The sequence below is a fragment of the Exiguobacterium sp. SH31 genome, assembly GCF_001816105.1.
Taxonomy (GTDB): domain Bacteria; phylum Bacillota; class Bacilli; order Exiguobacteriales; family Exiguobacteriaceae; genus Exiguobacterium; species Exiguobacterium aurantiacum_A.
Genome location: NZ_LYTG01000043.1, coordinates 1 through 18,667, shown reverse-complemented (window position 1 = coordinate 18,667; position 18,667 = coordinate 1). Strand labels below are relative to the sequence as shown.

17 protein-coding genes are annotated in these 18,667 nt (G+C 53.4%); 14 read left to right on the top strand and 3 right to left on the bottom strand.

The genetic code is table 11. The annotated features are described in order from the left end of the window. The first annotated feature begins 433 nt into the window (after positions 1-433). The 8 genes from arcA to cydC all read left to right on the top strand — a co-directional run bounded on the left by arcA (position 434) and on the right by cydC (position 12,114). Entirely contained in the window at positions 434-1,663 is a 1,230-nt protein-coding gene (gene arcA / locus A6395_RS07025) for an arginine deiminase (protein ID WP_070329178.1), read from the top strand. A 16-nt stretch (positions 1,664-1,679) separates the two neighbouring features. Beyond that, positions 1,680-2,708, top strand: coding sequence for an ornithine carbamoyltransferase (argF, locus tag A6395_RS07020; protein ID WP_071398491.1), 1,029 nt, complete (start codon positions 1,680-1,682; stop codon positions 2,706-2,708). A gap of 53 nt (positions 2,709-2,761) precedes the next feature. Then, positions 2,762-4,237 carry an arginine-ornithine antiporter gene (gene arcD / locus A6395_RS07015; RefSeq protein WP_071398493.1) on the top strand — a complete coding sequence of 492 codons (1,476 nt, stop codon included), beginning with the start codon at positions 2,762-2,764 and terminating at the stop codon, positions 4,235-4,237. 15 nt (positions 4,238-4,252) lie between these two features. Continuing rightward, positions 4,253-5,215 (top strand): carbamate kinase, encoded by a 963-nt coding sequence (arcC, locus tag A6395_RS07010; protein ID WP_071398490.1) that lies wholly within the window; start codon positions 4,253-4,255, stop codon positions 5,213-5,215. A 181-nt stretch (positions 5,216-5,396) separates the two neighbouring features. Beyond that, entirely contained in the window at positions 5,397-7,739 is a 2,343-nt protein-coding gene (locus tag A6395_RS07005; protein ID WP_071398489.1) for a glycoside hydrolase family 31 protein, read from the top strand. A 121-nt stretch (positions 7,740-7,860) separates the two neighbouring features. Then, complete coding sequence (locus A6395_RS07000) at positions 7,861-8,550, top strand: Crp/Fnr family transcriptional regulator (protein ID WP_071398492.1); 690 nt, start codon at positions 7,861-7,863, stop codon at positions 8,548-8,550. A gap of 127 nt (positions 8,551-8,677) precedes the next feature. Further along, on the top strand, positions 8,678-10,402 hold the full coding sequence (cydD, locus tag A6395_RS06995) for a thiol reductant ABC exporter subunit CydD (protein WP_071398488.1): 1,725 nt from the start codon (positions 8,678-8,680) through the stop codon (positions 10,400-10,402). Further along, positions 10,399-12,114 carry a thiol reductant ABC exporter subunit CydC gene (gene cydC, locus A6395_RS06990; protein ID WP_071398487.1) on the top strand — a complete coding sequence of 572 codons (1,716 nt, stop codon included), beginning with the start codon at positions 10,399-10,401 and terminating at the stop codon, positions 12,112-12,114. The genes cydD and cydC overlap by 4 nt, the downstream gene beginning before the upstream one ends. A gap of 261 nt (positions 12,115-12,375) precedes the next feature. Here cydC and A6395_RS06985 read toward each other — a convergent pair whose 3' ends face one another. The 3 genes from A6395_RS06985 to A6395_RS06975 all read right to left on the bottom strand — a co-directional run bounded on the left by A6395_RS06985 (position 12,376) and on the right by A6395_RS06975 (position 14,529). Continuing rightward, positions 12,376-12,900: a hypothetical protein gene (locus A6395_RS06985; RefSeq protein ID WP_071398486.1), complete on the bottom strand. Its 525-nt coding sequence runs from the start codon at positions 12,898-12,900 to the stop codon at positions 12,376-12,378. Between the two features lie 145 nt (positions 12,901-13,045). Beyond that, on the bottom strand, positions 13,046-14,116 hold the full coding sequence (locus tag A6395_RS06980) for a GGDEF domain-containing protein (RefSeq protein ID WP_071398485.1): 1,071 nt from the start codon (positions 14,114-14,116) through the stop codon (positions 13,046-13,048). A 77-nt stretch (positions 14,117-14,193) separates the two neighbouring features. Next, entirely contained in the window at positions 14,194-14,529 is a 336-nt protein-coding gene (locus tag A6395_RS06975) for a hypothetical protein (RefSeq protein WP_071398484.1), read from the bottom strand. Positions 14,530-14,617: 88 nt separating this feature from the next. Here A6395_RS06975 and A6395_RS06970 point away from each other — a divergent pair, with 88 nt between their 5' ends. From A6395_RS06970 to A6395_RS06945, 6 genes are all read left to right on the top strand, one after another. Next, a complete protein-coding gene (locus tag A6395_RS06970; RefSeq protein WP_016510109.1) occupies positions 14,618-14,797 on the top strand; it encodes a hypothetical protein in 180 nt (59 codons plus the stop codon). An 82-nt stretch (positions 14,798-14,879) separates the two neighbouring features. Next, entirely contained in the window at positions 14,880-15,830 is a 951-nt protein-coding gene (msrA, locus tag A6395_RS06965) for a peptide-methionine (S)-S-oxide reductase MsrA (RefSeq protein WP_071398483.1), read from the top strand. A gap of 13 nt (positions 15,831-15,843) precedes the next feature. Beyond that, positions 15,844-17,136 (top strand): DUF2252 domain-containing protein, encoded by a 1,293-nt coding sequence (locus A6395_RS06960; RefSeq protein WP_071398482.1) that lies wholly within the window; start codon positions 15,844-15,846, stop codon positions 17,134-17,136. A 70-nt stretch (positions 17,137-17,206) separates the two neighbouring features. Next, positions 17,207-17,479 carry a DUF5327 family protein gene (locus A6395_RS06955; protein ID WP_070329143.1) on the top strand — a complete coding sequence of 91 codons (273 nt, stop codon included), beginning with the start codon at positions 17,207-17,209 and terminating at the stop codon, positions 17,477-17,479. Positions 17,480-17,586: 107 nt separating this feature from the next. Further along, the gene (locus tag A6395_RS06950) at positions 17,587-17,952 is read left to right on the top strand and encodes a rhodanese-like domain-containing protein (RefSeq protein WP_070329175.1); all 366 of its coding nucleotides are present in this window, start codon (positions 17,587-17,589) and stop codon (positions 17,950-17,952) included. A 119-nt stretch (positions 17,953-18,071) separates the two neighbouring features. Continuing rightward, the coding region (locus tag A6395_RS06945) for an HAD family hydrolase (protein ID WP_071398481.1) at positions 18,072-18,667 on the top strand (596 nt) is incomplete at its 3' end.

The window sequence follows — 18,667 nt, the reverse complement described above, 5'->3', positions numbered from 1 at the left end:
GTTAAAAACACGTCGCGGAAATCGACCGGATCCCCTTTTTGGATGAGGGCTGTCACTTGGGCTTCATGACGCGCGCGTTCTGTACGTTCGATGGCCATCGACTCACTTCCTTTTCTTAAGTCATTTTTCGTATCCTGTCGTTATCGTACCTTAATTTGAAAAGAAAAAATAATGGATTTTATTCACAATTCATACATCGTGTATACATCCCAACCGTCGCCCTCTCCTTATTCATTGATTCACAACCGTTTGTTCATTCAATTTGACTCATATTGTATCCATTTTTTTGTGGAATCGACCACAATCAGAACGTCGGAATTACCCGCCTCGGAATCGGGTAAGTTGATAATGTAAGGGTAGAAACACACCCGAATCACTAGGAGGAAGCGAGATGATATCGATGACGGATCAATTGACCGCACGGGATACGACGCTGAAACATCCGATTCACGTGTATTCAGAAATTGGTGAACTAAAGACTGTGCTATTGAAGCGTCCAGGACGCGAACTTGAGAATTTGACGCCGGAGTATTTGGAACGACTCCTGTTCGACGACATTCCACATTTGCCGGTCATTCAAAAAGAGCACGACTACTTTGCGAGCGTGCTGCAAAACCGGGGCGTCGAGGTGCTCTATTTAGAAAACTTGATGGCAGAGACGTTATCGCTGCCTGGCGTACGTGAACGATTCGTCGCCGACATTCTTTCGGAATCAAAATCAAATATTAACGGATCATACGAGACGCTCAAAGAGTATTTACTCGCTTATGATAACGAACAGTTGATCGAGACGGTCATGGCCGGCATCCGTAAAACCGAGATCAAGCGCGAAAAGCGCCGTCATCTGCACGAGATGATCGAGGACACGTATCCGTTCTTTCTCGACCCGATGCCGAACCTGTACTTTACGCGCGACCCGGCCGCGGCGATTGGGAACGGCTTGTCGATCAATCGCATGAAAGAACCGGCGCGTCGCCGCGAATCACTGTTCACACAATATATTATGAGATATCATCCGCGCTTTGCGAAGCACGACATCCCGATCTGGTCGGATCGTGATTACCGGTTCGCGATGGAAGGCGGGGACGAACTCGTCCTATCAAAGGAAGTCGTCGCCATCGGGATATCGGAACGGACGACCGCCCAAGGAATCGAGCGCGTCGCCCTCAACTTGCTCGCGAACGGAGGCACGTTCAAGAAAGTCATCGCCATCGAGATTCCGAAGTCGCGTGCGTTCATGCACCTTGATACCGTCTTCACGATGGTCGACCACGATAAGTTCACGATCCATCCGTTCATTCAAGGACCGGGCGGCAAGATGAACATCTTCGAACTGACGTTGAACGCAGAAGGTGAGCTACACATCACGCAACACACTGATTTGTTGAAAGTGTTGAAATCAGCTCTCGGTCTAGAGGAAATCGTGTTGATCCCATGTGGTGGGGGCGACCCAATCGCTGCGGCGCGCGAGCAATGGAACGATGGGTCGAACACGCTCGCAATCGCCCCGGGTGTCGTCGTTACGTATGACCGGAACTATGTTTCGAACGAGCTGCTCCGTTCAGAAGGGGTCGAAGTCATCGAAATCATGTCGAGTGAGTTATCACGAGGCCGTGGAGGCCCACGTTGTATGAGTTGTCCGATTATCCGTGAAGATATTTAACGAGGAGGAGAAACACATGTCCACAACGTTCAACTTTGATTTGAAAGGTCGTCATTTCTTATCGCTTAACGAGTTTTCGCGGGACGAACTGAACTACTTGATCGACTTGTCGGCAGCGTTCAAACGTCAAAAGAAACAAGGGATTCCCCACCGGATTTGTGAAGGCAAGAACGTGGCGCTCTTGTTTGAAAAACCGTCGACACGGACGCGCTGTGCGTTCACCGTTGCGGCAATCGACCTCGGCATGCATCCTGAATACCTCGGGAAATCGGATATCCAGTTCGGGAAAAAAGAATCGGTCCGTGATACGGCGATCGTGCTTGGACGCATGTTCGACGGCATCCAATTCCGTGGCTTCGCTCACGAAACGGTGGAAGGTCTTGCACGGGATGGCGGGGTCCCAGTTTGGAACGGTTTGACGGACTTGTATCATCCGACGCAAATTTTGGCCGACTTCTTGACCGTCAAAGAACAAAAAGGTGATTTGGCTGGCATTCGTTTCGTCTACGTTGGAGATGGACGCAACAATATGGGCAACACGCTGTTGATTGGTGGTGCCAAAGTCGGCATGGACATGCGAATCTGTGCGCCGAAATCGCTCTGGCCGTCTGACGAGGTCGTCGATTACGCGCGTTCGGTCGCAACCGAAACGGGAGCACGCATCACCTTGACGGAGAGCATCGACGAAGCTGTCGCCGATGCGGACGTCATCTATACCGATGTGTGGGTATCGATGGGCGAAGAAGCTGAATATGAAGAGCGGATCAAGCTCCTTCATCCGTACCAAGTGAATATGGACATGGTCGAGAAGACCGGAAATAAAGACGTCATGTTTCTGCATTGCCTGCCGGCGTTCCACGATTTAGAGACCGAGGTCGGGCGAGCGATTCATGAACAATATGGTCTGAAAGAGATGGAAGTGACCGACGAGGTGTTCCGCAGCCGCCATTCATACGTGTTCGATCAGGCGGAAAATCGGATGCACACGATCAAAGCCGTCATGGCGGCGACACTCACCGATACGTTTGAATGGCTCGAACGCTGACGAACGAGGAGGCATGTCCTCCTCATTCGTACTAAACGAAAGGGATGAGTTATATGTCTACTAAATTAGATCATGACTCAAGTGGTTCGGCTGGGGCGAGTCCTGGCAAAAAAGATCAACGGTTAGGTCTTGGTGCACTGACAGCCCTCGTCGTCGGTTCGATGATTGGAGGGGGCGCCTTCAACTTGGCGGCCGATTTGGCCCAAGGCGCGAACGCCGGAGCTATTTTGATTGGATGGGTCATTACCGGTATCGGGATTATCACGCTCGGTCTCAGTTTTCAGAACTTGACGATGCGTCGCCCTGACCTAGACGGCGGGGTATACAGTTACGCTCGCGCCGGCTTTGGCCAGTTCGTCGGCTTCAACTCGGCGTGGGGCTATTGGTTATCCGCTTGGCTCGGTAACGTCGCCTACGCCACATTATTGTTCAGCTCGGTCGGTTACTTTTTCCCAATCTTTGAAGGTGGTCAAAACATCGCCTCGATTATCGGCGCCTCCATCATGCTCTGGCTCGTACACTCGTTGATTTTACGAGGTATCCACGAAGCATCGATGATCAACATCATCACGACGATTGCGAAACTCGTTCCGATTTTTGCCTTTATCACCATCACCTTGTTCTTCTTCAATATCGATAACTTCACGTTCGACTTTTGGGGCCAAGGCGGCTTCTCATGGGGCAGTGTGAGAGACCAAGTCGTGTCGACGATGCTCGTCACGCTTTGGGTATTCATCGGTGTCGAAGGGGCGGTCGTCTTATCGGGCCGGGCCCGTAAGCGCTCGGACGTCGGGAAAGCGACCGTCATCGGCTTACTCGGCACGCTCGTCATTTACTTGCTCATCTCGATCATGTCACTCGGATTGTTGAACCCTGAGAGCGTGGCGAACGCTTCGCAACCGGCGATGGCGTATTTGCTCGAATCGGCTGTCGGACCGTGGGGCGCGATGCTGATCAACGGGGGCCTCGTCATCTCGGTACTCGGTGCTTGGCTTGGATGGACGTTGCTTGCGGCGGAAATCCCATTTGTCGCCGGTAAAGACGGCGTCTTCCCGAAATGGTTCACGAAAGAGAATAAAAATAACGCACCGGCCAATGCGCTCTGGCTCACGAACGGTTTGATTCAGTTGTTCCTGTTCACCTTCTTGTTCTCAGACGCTGCTTATAACTTTGCGTTCTCACTCGCTTCGAGCGCCATCTTGATCCCGTATGCGTTCTCGGCGTTCTACCAAGTCAAAGTCGCCAAAAACGGTCTCGGCTATAACGTTGGCGAACGTCGGACACGTGACCTTATTATCGGTGCGGTCGCCTCGATTTACGGGATCTGGTTGATCTATGCGGCTGGGATCGATTATTTGCTACTCACGACACTTCTGTATGCACCAGGGACGCTGCTCTATGTTAAAGCACAGCGTGAGAACGGAATTAAAACGTTGACGAAAACCGAATGGATCGTGGCCGGCATCTTGACCGGACTCGCGATCTTGGCAGTCGTACGGATTGTATCAGGCAACATCTCAGTCATATGATCGGGGGAATCGAGCATGCGTAACAAACGAGTAGTCATCGCCTTAGGCGGGAATGCGATTCAACAAGGAAAAGATGCGACGGCGGGCGCTCAAATTCGGGCCGTCGAGGCGACGGCCCAGTCGTTGGTCGCCCTTATCGAAGAAGGCGTCGACGTCATCATCACGCACGGGAACGGCCCGCAAGTTGGAAACTTGATTTTGCAACAAGCGGCCGCGGACAGTGCGTCGACGCCGGCGATGCCGCTCGACGTCTGTGGAGCGATGACGCAAGGGATGATCGGGTATTGGTTCGAGAACGCCCTCACGAAGGCGCTTCGGTCGCATGGCCTCGAACGTTCCGTCGCCCCGATCGTGACGCGGTGTGTCGTCGATCCAAACGACAGTGCCTTCAGTCACCCGACAAAGCCGATTGGTCCCTTCTATTCAGAAGCGGAAGCGACGGCACTCGAACGGTCGACAGGTCATGTGTTCAAAGAAGATGCGGGCCGCGGTTACCGCCGCGTCGTGCCAAGTCCGTACCCGACAGCGATTTGTGAGCATTCAGTCATCCGTGACCTCGTCGACAACGGCCACATCGTCGTCGCGTCCGGCGGCGGCGGAATTCCCGTCATCGACACGCCAAACGGATACGTCGGGGTCGAGGCGGTCATCGATAAAGACTTTGCCGCCGCGAAGCTCGCGGAACTCGTCGAAGCGGACATGTTGCTCATCTTGACGGCCGTCGAGCACGTCTACGTCAATTTCGGGACGACCGAGGAAGCCGCGTTAACCGAAACGACAAACGAGCAACTCGAGACGTATATCGCCGAAGGTCAGTTCGCACCGGGCAGCATGTTACCGAAAGTTCGGGCCGCCTTGCAGTTTGCCGAGTCAGGCCATGGACGCGTATCCGTCATCACGTCGCTCGAGCAGGCGCACGCTGCTGTCCGAGGAGACGTTGGGACGAGAGTCCGGCTCGCTGCCACGCTCCAACAATGATCAACGCCGTAGACATCTCGTCTACGGTTTTTTCTGTGCATAACGCGGACTGGCCGTTTTTGAACCGTGAACAAGGGGAAGGGGTGTTGTATGTCAAACCTGACATTGCTATCATCATCTGTGTAAACGGTTGCACTAATATGGGGGAAGGATGTGACGAAGAGCGGCAACGCTCGAACTTATGCGTCTATTTGAACAGGAGAACGTATACACACAGCAAATGAAGCCACTTGCAGATGAACGTGCCGTCGTCCAAGGGAGCTGCTATCGCTTCACAGTATTGACGAGCCAGTTGATCCGGATGGAGTACGCCGAGGACGGTGTGTTCGAAGACCGACCGACCCAAGTCGTGTGGAACCGGGACTATGACGTCCCTGACTTCCGGATCATCGAGGACGAGAGTGAACTGCAAATCATCACCGATCACGTTCATTTGTATTATACGAAAGGACCGTTTGCGCCGAACACGCTCTACGTCGACGTGAAAGGGAACTTTAGTACGTATTATAGCCGCTACACGTTCAACGGCCCGGAACGGACACTGAAAGGGACGGCCCGAACGCTTGACCATGTCGACGGAGCGACCGAGCTCGGGGAGGGGATCGTCTCCAAGCAAGGCTATGCGGTCATCGACGACTCGGACTCATTTCTCATGACAGACGACCGTTTCGTCGAGCCGAGACGAAAAGGCATCCATGATTTGTACTACTTCGGCTACGGGCACGAATACAAGCAAGCGCTTCACGATTTTTATAAGCTGACAGGTCCGACGCCGATGTTGCCGCGAAAAGCACTAGGCAACTGGTGGAGCCGCTACTGGCGCTATGACGAGACCGAGTACAAAGGCCTCATGCGCCGGTTTAAAGAGGAAGACATCCCGTTCTCGGTCAGCGTCATCGATATGGACTGGCACGTCACCGACGTTCCTGAAGAGTACGGGAGCGGCTGGACCGGCTACTCATGGAACAAGAATCTGTTCCCGGACCCAAAAGGCTTCTTGACGTGGTTGAAAGAAGAGAACCTGCTCGTCACGCTGAACTTGCACCCAGCCGACGGGGTCCGGGCGTTCGAAGACCAATACGTGGCGATGGCCGAAGCGATGGGGCTCGACCCGTCGAACGGAGATCGCATCCCGTTCGATTTCTCTGATAAACGCTTCATCCAAGCGTATTTTGAACAGATGCATCATCCGCACGAGGTAGACGGCGTCGATTTTTGGTGGATCGATTGGCAGCAAGGGTCGACATCGAAAATGGAAGGGCTCGACCCGATGTGGATGTTAAACCATTATCATGCGGCCGATATTTCCCGGGACGGAAATCGTCCGCTGATCTTCTCGCGTTATGCCGGACCGGGCAGCCATCGCTATCCTGTCGGTTTCTCGGGAGATACGCTCATCTCTTGGGCATCGCTTGCGTTTCAGCCTTACTTCACGGCGACGGCGTCGAATATCGGTTACGGTTGGTGGAGCCACGACATCGGCGGGCATTACCGAGGGTCGAAAGACGATGAGCTCGCCGCGCGCTGGGTCGCGTTCGGGGTGTTCAGCCCGATCATGCGCTTGCATTCGACGTTCAGTATCTTTAACGGCAAAGAGCCGTGGCGCTTCGGTCTCGAGTCCGAACGGTCGATGAAGTCGTTTTTACGACTCCGCCACCAACTCATCCCGTATTTGTACACGATGAACCGGCGTAATCATCAGGATGCGCTCCCGCTCATCCTCCCGATGTATTACGATCATCCCGACGAAGAAGCGGCGTATGGCGTGCCGAATGAATACTACTTCGGCAGTGAACTCGTCGTATCACCGATCGTCGAGCCGATGAACAAGCGGCTTCACGTCGCGGCGACGAACGTCTGGCTGCCGAAAGGCGATTGGTTCGACTTCTTTACAGGTCATCGTTACTCAGGCGACAAGTCGATCCGTATATTCCGTGGACTTGACGAGCAGGCCGTGTTCGCGAAAGCTGGAGCGATCGTCCCGCTGGCCGCTCATCGCTCTGGACGCAACGACACCGACAACCCGACCGATCTCGAAGTCGTCGTCTTCCCAGGTGCATCGAACAGGTTCACGCTGTATGAGGATAACGGGACCGATCGGGCTTATGAGACCGGGGCTTACGCCGAGACGACGTTCACCCTCGACTGGGACGAGCGCAGCCTGCACGTTCATGTCACGGGCGACACGTCCGTCTTACCGTCAGACCGGACCGTCACATTACTCGTACGCGGGGTGACCGGTTCGGGCGAGTATAAACCGGAGACGCAGACGTTACGACTCGAACTCGGTAAAATTGATGAGGAAGTGACGGTGTCGCTCCCTGTCGAGGTGACGAACAACAGTCATCGACTGGAGCGCTTATACCGCTTCATTGACCGCGCCGAGATATCTTACGATTTGAAAGACCGCCTCTACCGGATGGCGGCGTCGAAGACGAGACTCGAAGCGTGGCTGTTTGATCTCCATGCGCTCGAACTCGAACGCGATTTGCAAGATGCGATCATGGAATTGATGCTCGACTGAGGAGAGGGGGCAACCCCTCTTTTGTCTTGTCAGAAAACCGTCGGAATTTGTAAGCGTTTTCGTAAGTTGAATCTCGTATACTAAAAGAAAGATGAACAGTTCGGGAAGCGAGGGATTGATCATGAGACAGCAATGGATAGTCGACGATTTAAGACAACTCGATATCTTCAATAAATGCACGAGCCGCGAGCTAGAGAGCTTGCTACCGCACGTATACTGTCGGACGTACCGCAAAGGGCAGCTTTTATTCATGGAAGGCGACCCGCGTGAGCGCGTCTACTTTTTAATCAGTGGGTATGTGAAGCTCGAGCGGTGCAATGAAACGGCGACCCATCAATACACCGACTACTTGAAGCCGAAGCAGCTGTTTCCGTACCGGGGACTGTTGACGGAAACATATTACCAACATTCGGCGGAAGCGCTGACCGATATTGAAGTCATTTATATGCCGACAGATCGCTTTGAAGCGCTCGTCTCAAGAAATGCGACGATGCTCTTGCATATCGTCAGTCAGATGAATCGAATCCTTGACCTTCACGAACGCCGTGTTCAGGAAATCATCACGCCGAGTGCGAGCGACCGAGTGATCAATACAATCCATTACTTGATTGAAGACCTCGGAGAAAAAGAAGCCGACGGTGTGCGCGTACGTTGTCCGTTCACGACAGTTGAAATCTCGAGACTGTCGGGGACATCGCGCGAGACCGTGTCCCACATCTTATCGCGACTGCGAAAAGAAGACATTCTCCAGTTCGACGCCCGTCAACTCGTGACGTTGCACCCTGAATATTTCGAACAAGCGACACACTGACGCCACGCTGCATTCGTGGCGTTTTTTTGCACGTCTCGATAAGCGAAGCGTTCGCTATGGACCCTTACATCAGTTATAATTAGTGAGAATCATCACAAAGAAAAATTGTCATGCACGTTTAGAAAGGATGAACGCAGTGAAACGACTGCAAGCTCTCGCTTTGGCCGAGAAAGGACATATCGTCGGGCTCGTCATCGCCGCGGTGATGATCGGGTTGTCCATCTTGGCTCAGGCTTATTTGATCGTCGACGTCGTCGACCGAGTATTTTTAAAAAACGAATCGTTCCAAAGTGTCATCCCATCTCTAGGTTGGCTCGTGCTCGCATTGCTCGCACGTGCCTTGTTCGGGTATGTCTCGGGACGTATCGGTGCCAACTTGTCGGAGCGGGCGAAGCGGACGCTTCGACGTCAACTGCTCGACCGCTACACATCGAATCCGATCGAGACGTCTCTATCCGGACAGTCCGGGAAGAAAGTCAGTGTCTATATGGATGCGGTCGATGAGGTCGATGCTTACTTTAGCCAGTACTGGCCCCAAGTCATCCAGACGTCGATCATCCCGCTGCTCATTCTCGTCGTAGTCTTCAGTCAGCACTGGATCTCAGGTGTCATCATGATGGTGACCGCGCCGTTCATTCCAATCTTTTTCATCATCATCGGTATCGCGACCCAGAAGAAGTCTGAAGAGCAGATGGAGAAAATGAACCAGTTCTCGGGGAAATTTTTAGACGTCCTTCAAGGATTGACGACACTCAAGCTATACGGACGTGCCGAGCAAGAAGCGCAAGCGATCGAGAAGAGCAGTCTCGACTTCAGGGATGCGACGATGGTCGTCTTAAAGACCGCTTTCTTGTCAGGGCTCATGCTCGAGTTCATCTCGATGCTCAGCACTGGCGTCGTCGCTTTAGAAGTGGCGCTCCAGATGGTCGTTTGGCAAAACTTGACGTTTTTCGCCGGCTTCTTGATTCTTGTCTTGGCCCCGGAATACTATTTAGCGATCAAAGACCTCGGCAGCGCCTTCCATACGGGGCGTGGCAGCATGGGTGCGGCCGATCGCATCTTCGAGGCGCTCGACGCCCCGGACGATCGTATCGAATGGGGAGACAGACCGCTAACAAACCGGACGCCCGAACTCGTGCTCGATGCGGTCTCGTTCCAATATGAAGGGGGTCGCTTCACGCTCCACCCGCTGAGCGGGGTCATCCCGGCACGGTCACACGTCGCCTTGGTCGGCGCGAGCGGATCAGGCAAGACGACCGTGTTGAACGTGCTGTCCGGTCTTGTGAAACCGGACAGTGGCCGCGTCCTCGTCGACGGGGAGCCGCTCGAATCGTTCACCAATACGTCTTGGTACGGGACAATCGGGTATATTTCGCAAAACCCGTATTTGTTCGCCGGCAGTCTCGCCGCTAATATCGCCCTCGGTGAGACGGCGGACGAGACCGACATCATGCGGGCGGCTGAAGCCGCCGGCCTCGTCGATGTCATCGCCAATTTGCCGGACGGGTTGAATACCGAGCTCGGAGAAGGTGGTTACGGACTGTCCGGTGGTGAGCGGCAACGTCTCGCCCTGGCCCGTGCCTTCTTGAAACGTCCAGGTATCATCTTGTTCGATGAACCGACGACCGGTCTCGATTTGATGACCGAGAGAATCGTTCGACGCTCGATCGAGGAGTTGTCGCGTGACGCGACGCTTGTCACGGTCGCGCACCGTCTCCATACGATCAAGCAAGCGGACGCGATTTGGTTCATGGACGAGGGGAACCTCGTCGCGAGCGGGACGCATGAACAGTTACTGGCTGTCCCGGCCTACGAAGACTTGTTCACGCTACAGAAAGGGGTGAGAGGATGAACTCACTTTGGACGATCACAAAATGGATGATGAAAGAGAAAAAGGATATCATCCTCTCGATCTTCTTCGGTTATACAGCGGGCCTAGCGGCTGTCGCATTGTTCGCGGCGAGTGGATATCTCGTGTCGCGGGCCGGCCTTGTGCCGCCCCTCTATGCGCTCATGGTGCCGGTCGTCCTGATCAAGCTGTTCGGCGTCATTCGGGCGGGGAGCCGCTACCGCGAACGCTTGGCGTCACACCGGGCGACGTTCACGATTTTAAGCGAACTGCGCGTCCGGTTTTATCGCCAGCTCGAACCGCTCGTGCCGAACATCTTCGCCAAATACCGGAGCGGGGACTTGCTCGCCCGTGTCGTCGGAGACGTCGAAAGCCTTCAAAACTACTTTTTGCGGGTATTTTATCCGCCAATCATCTTAGTGCTCGTCTTCTTGAGCACGATCTTCTTCGTAACGTTCTTCTCGATGACGGTCAGCCTTTGGCTCGTGTTCGGGGTGTTCGTGACCGGCTTTTTGATTCCGATCTTGTTTGCCGGCATCCGAGCGAAGCATGACCAGGAAATTCGGGCCTTGCGCGGCGACTTGTCGAGCGGGGTGACCGAGATGATGTACGGGTACCGCGATCTATTGTTGCACGACCAGCTCGGCCAGACCCGTGACGACTTGCTCGCTCGAAGCGATCGTTACGCCGCCGCACAGCGCCAAGACGTGACGAACCAGTTCTTCAACTCGTCGCTCGTCGTCGCTGCGTCACTGCTCGTGTCGTGGGGCGTGCTCGCAATCGGTGCCTACCTCGTCGTCGATGGCGAACTGAACGGCCTGTTCTTGGCCATGCTCGTCATGATGTCATTGACCGCGTTTGAGAACGTAACACCGATGGCGGTCTTCCCGGGTCACTACGCCGATAGTAAACAAGCGGCAAACCGCTTGCTCGAGGTCGTCGAACCAAGTGATCACCTCGTGGCGGTAGAAGCGGCTCGTGACGACATAGCGCTTCAGACGGCGCCTGACATTTCGTTTGAACGTGTAAGTTACCGCTATCCGGATACGTTCCGTGCCGTCCTAGACACAGTTGATGTGACGTTACCGCGCGGATCGAAGACCGTGATCGTCGGCCCGAGCGGGTCTGGCAAGTCGACGCTCCTGCAACTGTTGCTCGCGTTTGTAAGGCCAGAGACAGGCGAAGTACGAATCGACGGTCAGCGCTTGAATGAGGTCACACAAACATCGGTCTGGTCTCAAGCGAGTGTCGTCATGCAAGAGAACCACTTCTTTTTCGGTACCGTCCGAGACAACTTGGCCCTTGCCGGAGACTTCTCCGATGACGAGATGGAGCTGGCGCTGCGAAGCGTCCGCCTCGGTTTCGCACTCGATGAGCCAATGCTCGAGAAAGGGGCGAACTTGTCAGGAGGGGAACGGCAACGGCTCGCCATCGCCCGGGCGTTGTTGAAGAACGGGTTGCTCTGGATTTTAGATGAAGCGACGTCGGCGTTAGACGCGCGGACCGAATCCGATGTGTTCGCTGAAATTTTCCGGAAGGCGGACGAGGCGACACTCGTCATGGTTAGCCATCGTCTGACCGGGCTCGAACGCTTCGACCAAATCATCGTCATGGAAGCAGGTCGCATCATCGAGTCAGGATCATACGACGACTTGATGCGTGCCCGCGGCATGTTTTATGAGTTGAAACAAGTCGAACAAGATGTGTTCGCCTGAACGAAAAAAACGAGCGGCTCCGTCGGAGAGCCGCTCGTTTTTTTATGGCAAATCTGGGTGCAACAAATGGGGGTTGTCGCAATGCTTTCAAAAAGAGTGTCGTGGAGGGGAATCCACGGGCCGTAACAAGTTTGGGGAACGGTTACGTCCAGCTGTGGCAGCTACAACTCGAGTATAAGTGATAACGATTCTCATTGTCAATTAGAAAAATAAAAATAAACCGCAGACGGGATGTCTGCGGTCGAGGTCGTACGAGTCGATTCAGTTTGACGGGACGCCCTTACTAAGTGTAAAGCGGATCAAACTGAACAAATAACGGATGTAGAACAAGGCGAACGCGTAAAATACAGCGACTGCCGGTGCGTTCAATTCGACACCTGGGATGTTCATGAGAAACTCCAAGATGAGAATCGACAGCAAGAAGACATAGAGTCCGGCATCGAGATAGAGCGGCATCAGTTTGCCGCGTTGATGCCAAAACGTCCGAACGAGCGGAGCGACAATCATCCCGATGATGCGTTCGGCGAAGCCGATGCTAAGCACGGCGATCATAAAGGCGGCTACCGTCTCGAACGTCACAAGTTTTGAGAAGGCAAACATGGACATAAGCAGGAGCGGCCCGATGAAAATCATCATCGAAAGGGACGTGCGTAAAAAGATGAGTAAGTTCTGTTTGATTGTGTCGACTCCCCCAAAGAGCGACTGTCGGAACGTCTTGCCACGTTTATAGTCGAGGATGAACGATCCCACGAACATCAAACCGAATAGCGATAACAATACTGTCATGAAATGTGTTTCCCCTTTTTCTAGTCAAATCTATGATTAATGATAGTTAGTCTAATCAAAGTCTAGCCTAGTGTACCGATTCGCTAGTTGAAAGTAAAGCGGGAAAACTGTCAAAGTTAGTAAAGTTTTGAGAACGTCATCGGCTTCATGAAGCCAAAATGAAACGGTTTCGTCCAGATTCTTTTGCGTGGTATAACGCTTCGTCGGCATGCTTCAAGACGCTGTCGACTTCGATATCGTTCGAATGGCAGGCCCCGAGCGAGACCGTGATGTGAAGCGTACCTGCACTCGTCTCAAAGGGGGACATCGAGACTTTTTCTCGTATAGATTCGGCGAGACGGGTCACTTCTTCCTTTTTGGCGTTCCGCATGATGATCAGAAATTCTTCACCTCCGAAGCGGCCGACGAGATGTCGGTCTTCACTCTCGGTGACGAGCAACATGCCGAGCTCGCGTAGTACGTCGTCCCCGACATCATGACCGTACGTGTCGTTGACGCGTTTGAAGTGATCGATATCGACAAGGATGAGGGCGTACTCTCCCGTCTCGACGGTCAAGTTGGCCATCGCCTCGTTCAACAGACGGCGGTTGGCGATGCCGGTCAAACCGTCGGTACGGGCCAGTTGCTGCTGATGCTGAACGTTCTCAAAGTGGCGTCTCAGCTCTTGGAGCAGGCGATAAGCGGCACAGGCCCCGGCATAGATCATAACGATATAGACGAATAAAATGGGATAGAACAGTTCGAGCGGGAGGGCATAGTAGAGCGCCGACCCGAACGCGGCGACGCTGATTGTCGTGAAGACAAGGAGCGTGTTACGGGTGTTGTTGAGCTTGAGCCGCAACAGACTCGTCGGCAAGACGAGTGCGACCATCGTCGCGATAGCTAAGTAAAATCCGACGTATTCGCCATCCGTTATCATGAAAAAACGACCGATGAGAAACAATATACCGGCGACGACACCGCTCACCCAACCGCCGAACAAAACGGCGAGCATAATCGGGATGGCACGAAGATCAATCAATATTTTTTCGAGATGAAGCGCGTTCGCGAGCAAAATCAAGGCGATGACACCGCTCTGGATACCGAGCAGGATACGCAACTTTAAAAACGACTGCGGCGTAATTCGAGGCTGGTTACGAAACGGCAAGAACGAGATGGTGAACAGGGTGAACAGAATACAAAGGTTGATGAAAAAAGAGTTGATGATGGTGAGCATACACGTGTCCCCTTGTACGAGATAGAAATCATTCATTCAAGTATGATAACTTTGGATCGCGATGAATCGTCAAGCTGTTACCACTCACGCCATTCTTCCGTGATGTCTTCATCGGTCTCATACCCGGCGATGGCTGCACCGGCACTGATGAAGTCGTACAGTTCTTCACGCTCGAGCGTCTCGATAAAATGGTCGTGTTCTTCGTCGAGGCCGTTCAAACGCAGGACGACATCGCGGACTGCCGATAGGATCGAGGATTCTGTGCCGTCGGAATGTACCAACGCGCTCGTATAACGTCTAAGCGCGGCGTCGACAGCGAGGATCGCCGACAGCGTATAGACGTCGTCGCCTTCGTTCAGCCGGTCTTCCCACAACAAAGTCGGGCGGTTCGCCCATAACTGGTCAAAATCCATGGATGGGTCCTCCTTCTGGCCGTGATTGTATCTTCCTCTCTATAATAGCAAAAAAGTTTGGTATGATAGAGACAAAGGGGGACTGTCCGTGCGTTATTGGGATCATTTTAAACGAGCGTTTATTCCGATCGCGCTCATCTTAATCGGGTTAGCCATCTTTTACACATTATCGGCACGAAACAACCTGGTGTTGACCATACTCGGGGCAGCGATCGTCGGTGTGATTTTATTTTTAGTGATGCGCCATATGAACCGGGTCGAAGACTGAAGACGAGAACACGTTTAGAGTTCTCGTTTTTTGTTGTCGGCGTGCTTTTTTGGGTACACTACATAGTAAGGAGGGATTCATTATGGCAAAAGCTACATTTGCGGGAGGCTGTTTTTGGTGCATGGTCAAACCGTTTCATAAATACGAAGGGGTTGAAGGCGTAATATCGGGTTATACCGGTGGACACGTCGACAATCCGACTTATCAACAAGTCTGCTCGGAGACGACGGGTCATCTAGAGGCGATCGAAGTGACGTTCGACCCGGAGGTCATCTCATATGATGAGCTGCTTCGGATCTACTGGCGACAAATCGACCCGACAGATGGGGGTGGACAGTTCAACGACCGCGGCGAATCGTATCGACCGGCCATTTTCTATCATTCGGAAGAACAACGGGACGCGGCCGAACGTTCGAAGCAAGAAGTCGAGAATTCGGGACGGTTCGAACGTCCGATCGAAGTCGAGATCCGTCCGGCCAAGACGTTTTGGGAAGCCGAGGACTATCATCAAGACTACTATAAGAAAAATCCGTTCCGCTACGAGATGTACCGGGTCGGCTCGGGTCGCGCCAAGTTCGTAAAAGAGGCGTGGAGCGACAAGAAACAAAAACAAGAACTGAAAGACCGTCTGACGCCGTTGCAGTTCAAAGTCACGCAAGAGAACGGGACCGAACCGCCGTTTCAAAACGAGTATTGGGATGAAGAACGGGAAGGGTTGTACGTCGATGTGATCGATGGCACGCCGCTGTTCACTTCTCGCGACAAGTTCCAGTCGAACTGTGGCTGGCCAAGCTTCGCTCGGCCAATCGAAGAGAAGCGGCTCGATGTGAACATGGATACGACGCACCACATGGTCCGGACGGAAGTGCGCTCGAAGCATGCCGACAGTCACCTCGGTCACCTATTTGACGATGGTCCGAAAGAACTCGGCGGTTTACGCTACTGTATCAATTCGGCTTCGCTCCGATTCATCCCGAAAGAAGAGCTCGAGTCTGCGGGATACGGGGAATACAAACATCTATTCGACGCATGAAGGGGAGACAGCCATGTTCACATCCGTCAAACAACAAATTCGCCGTGATACGATCGCGACGGTTCTAGATTATTACGATCATTCGATCCGGAACTTGACCGAAACGGCGCGACGTGAAAAGTACGACAAGATGAGTACGAGCCCGTTCTCGTTCTTTCGCGGAAGCTCGCACTTGTTCTATTACGATTTTGCGAAAGTGCCGCTCGCTTTCGACACGAGCGAGGCCTATCCGACGTTCATTCAAGGGGATCTTCACTTTGAAAACTTTGGGGTGTTCGGAGACGGGGCCGGGACGATCATTTATGATGTGAACGACTTTGATGAGGCATACCTCGGTTCGTATTTGTTCGATGTGCTTAGAATGGCCATTTCTGTCGACTTGTTCGCCGCCGAATCGGGCTTCGACTCCAACGAAGCGATTGAAGTGTACGCCGAGACGTATGCGCTCGCTATCAGACGGTACGCGAAAGGGAAAGACGAAGAAGTGCAGTTCACGAAAGCGAATACGTCTAAAGCCATCAAAAAAGTGATCAAGAAGGCAGAGAAGAAGCAAGACGCGTTCATGTCGGAACGGACCGAGGTCCGGGACGAAGAGCGTTACTTCGCGACGAGCGACGACTTAATCCCGGTCAGCGAGAAGACGGCGATGAAAATCAAACAGGCGTGGCCTGAGTATTTGAACTCGTTGTCGGGAGAGCATCGCCATCACGCCGATCACTACGATATCAAAGACATCGCTATCAAACGCGAGAGCGGGACGGCCTCGATCGGGCTCGAACGGTACTATATCTTAATCGAGGGGGCCGATGAGGAACATGACGAGGACGTCATCTTAGAGATGAAGCAAGCGCAGTCGGCCGTCCCGTCCTTGTTTTTGCCGACCCATCCGTTGTTCGAGGACGGCCTATCCCATGAAGGTGCGCGGGTCATCGCTGCCCAACGTGCCATGGTGCATAGCCAAGACCCGTATCTCGGTTACTTCACAATCGACGGCAACGAGTATTATGTGCGACAACGTTCACCCTACAAACGGAAAGTGAAGGCGAAGCACATCAAGAACGAGTCGTCGCTGATCGAAACGTTAAAAGTCCAAGCCGAAATCACGGCGAAAATCCATGCCCGGGCCGATGCGGACGCGAACGTTCTCGAGTATGAGGCGAGCGAACAGATTGCGGAAGCCATCGGGGACGCGCTGCCGTTGTTCGTGCGTCAAATCTCACGCTGGGCTCGTTTTTATGCCAATCAAGTCCGTTTCGATTTCGAGGCGTTCACATCATGGGTCGAGACACGGTCTGAATCCGACTGAGCCGAGCAAGACACTTGCGGCGAGGGACAGGTTTGTTTCAAAATGAGAGGGAAAAGGATGTGTTCGACCTATGATCACTGAGCAACAAGTCATCGCGCAAATGAAACACGTGATGAGTCAAATCGAACAGTCGAGTGGAGAGACGCAAAAGCGCCATCTGGCCAAGTTGATGGGTTACTGTGAGCTCATGTTGGCGGAGGCGACTCCCGCCGCACCGGTCGCACAGGCACCTGTCGTCTCGGCGGAGCCGAAGCAACCGTTAGACCGGCAAATGGCCGCATTCCTCGGCATCCCTCTAGAGGATGAGGACGAACCTAAAACCGATTCGCTGCTCGATTTCTAAGCTGTGCCCTCGTGGCATGGCTTTTTTTATGAGGCGTCCACATTGACTTATATACCATAGGGGGTATAATGGAGATACTAAAACTTTTAAACAACGGAGGCGTGCCCATGCTTGATTTTTTGTTTGTCGCAGTGGTGATCGGATTGATTTATTTTTGGTGGACGAAGCGAAACAGCACGAAAACAGTATCGACGGACGAGTTGAAGCGAAAGATTGCGGAAGAGCGCAACATTCAACTGCTCGATGTGCGGGAGCCGCACGAATATAAAGGCGGGCACATTAAACAAGCGAAAAACGTACCGCTCTCAGGGTTCGGTAACGCGGCAGCACAATACCCAAAAGATAAAGAACGTCCCGTTTACGTCATCTGTCAAAGCGGGATGCGGAGCCAGCGGGCAGCGGCGATGCTGAAGAGTGCGGGCTATACAGACGTCTACTCGGTCAAAGGCGGCATGAGCTTCTGGCGCGGCTGAGCAACAACCGGTTGAACGATTTCGTTCAGCCGTTTTTTTTGTGGGCTGATGTTTCTACTTTTGATTTGGAAGCGAGTCTGCTACGGTAGGAGAATAGGAAAAAGAGAGGGGATACCGACATGGCAGTCATTTTATTTGATATCGATGGGACGCTCGTCGACACGACCGTTCCGATGACGAAAGCGATTCACGAGGCGCTCGAACAGCTTCCGCATCTTGAAAAGCCGAGTGAGGACGCGGTCCGGTCTGGCTACGGTTTGGCTGGTGACGCCTTTTGGGAGCACGTCATCCCGGAGGCGACGCGTGAAGAAATCCGTCTCATCCGCAAACTTCGTCACGAGACGCTCGAGCAAGCGATGGAGGGACAAAACGTCTTGTTTGACGGCATCTACAATATGCTCGAGACGCTTCGTGCGAACGGGCATACGTTGACGACGGCAAGCAACTGTGGCGTTCACTATATGAACTTGATCCTCGATACGCAAGGCATCCGTCAGTTCATGACGGCACCTGAATGTCTCGAATCGGTTGGCGGCGAGAAGAAGGCCGATATTTTGACGGCGCACCGCCTGCGCCACGGAGAGGCGAAGTACGTCATGGTCGGTGACCGCAAGTCGGACGTCGAAGCGGGCCGGGCCCATGATTTCCCGGTCGTCTTGACCGGATTCGGCTTCGGGAACGAGGACGAGTGGGCGCTCGCCGATTATGTGATTGC

Bases quoted from the DNA above. Each gene is read 5' to 3' on its own strand.
- A6395_RS07000 (WP_071398492.1), top strand. From the start codon at position 7,861: ATGAGACAGCAATGGATAGTCGACGATTTAAGACAACTCGATATCTTC.
- A6395_RS06985 (WP_071398486.1), bottom strand. From the start codon at position 12,900: ATGACAGTATTGTTATCGCTATTCGGTTTGATGTTCGTGGGATCGTTC.
- msrA (WP_071398483.1), top strand. From the start codon at position 14,880: ATGGCAAAAGCTACATTTGCGGGAGGCTGTTTTTGGTGCATGGTCAAA.
- A6395_RS07005 (WP_071398489.1), top strand. From the start codon at position 5,397: ATGCGTCTATTTGAACAGGAGAACGTATACACACAGCAAATGAAGCCA.
- A6395_RS06975 (WP_071398484.1), bottom strand. From the start codon at position 14,529: ATGGATTTTGACCAGTTATGGGCGAACCGCCCGACTTTGTTGTGGGAA.
- cydC (WP_071398487.1), top strand. From the start codon at position 10,399: ATGAACTCACTTTGGACGATCACAAAATGGATGATGAAAGAGAAAAAG.
- A6395_RS06950 (WP_070329175.1), top strand. From the start codon at position 17,587: ATGCTTGATTTTTTGTTTGTCGCAGTGGTGATCGGATTGATTTATTTT.
- arcC (WP_071398490.1), top strand. From the start codon at position 4,253: ATGCGTAACAAACGAGTAGTCATCGCCTTAGGCGGGAATGCGATTCAA.
- argF (WP_071398491.1), top strand. From the start codon at position 1,680: ATGTCCACAACGTTCAACTTTGATTTGAAAGGTCGTCATTTCTTATCG.
- cydD (WP_071398488.1), top strand. From the start codon at position 8,678: ATGAACGCAGTGAAACGACTGCAAGCTCTCGCTTTGGCCGAGAAAGGA.
- A6395_RS06955 (WP_070329143.1), top strand. From the start codon at position 17,207: ATGATCACTGAGCAACAAGTCATCGCGCAAATGAAACACGTGATGAGT.
- A6395_RS06960 (WP_071398482.1), top strand. From the start codon at position 15,844: ATGTTCACATCCGTCAAACAACAAATTCGCCGTGATACGATCGCGACG.
- arcD (WP_071398493.1), top strand. From the start codon at position 2,762: ATGTCTACTAAATTAGATCATGACTCAAGTGGTTCGGCTGGGGCGAGT.
- A6395_RS06980 (WP_071398485.1), bottom strand. From the start codon at position 14,116: ATGCTCACCATCATCAACTCTTTTTTCATCAACCTTTGTATTCTGTTC.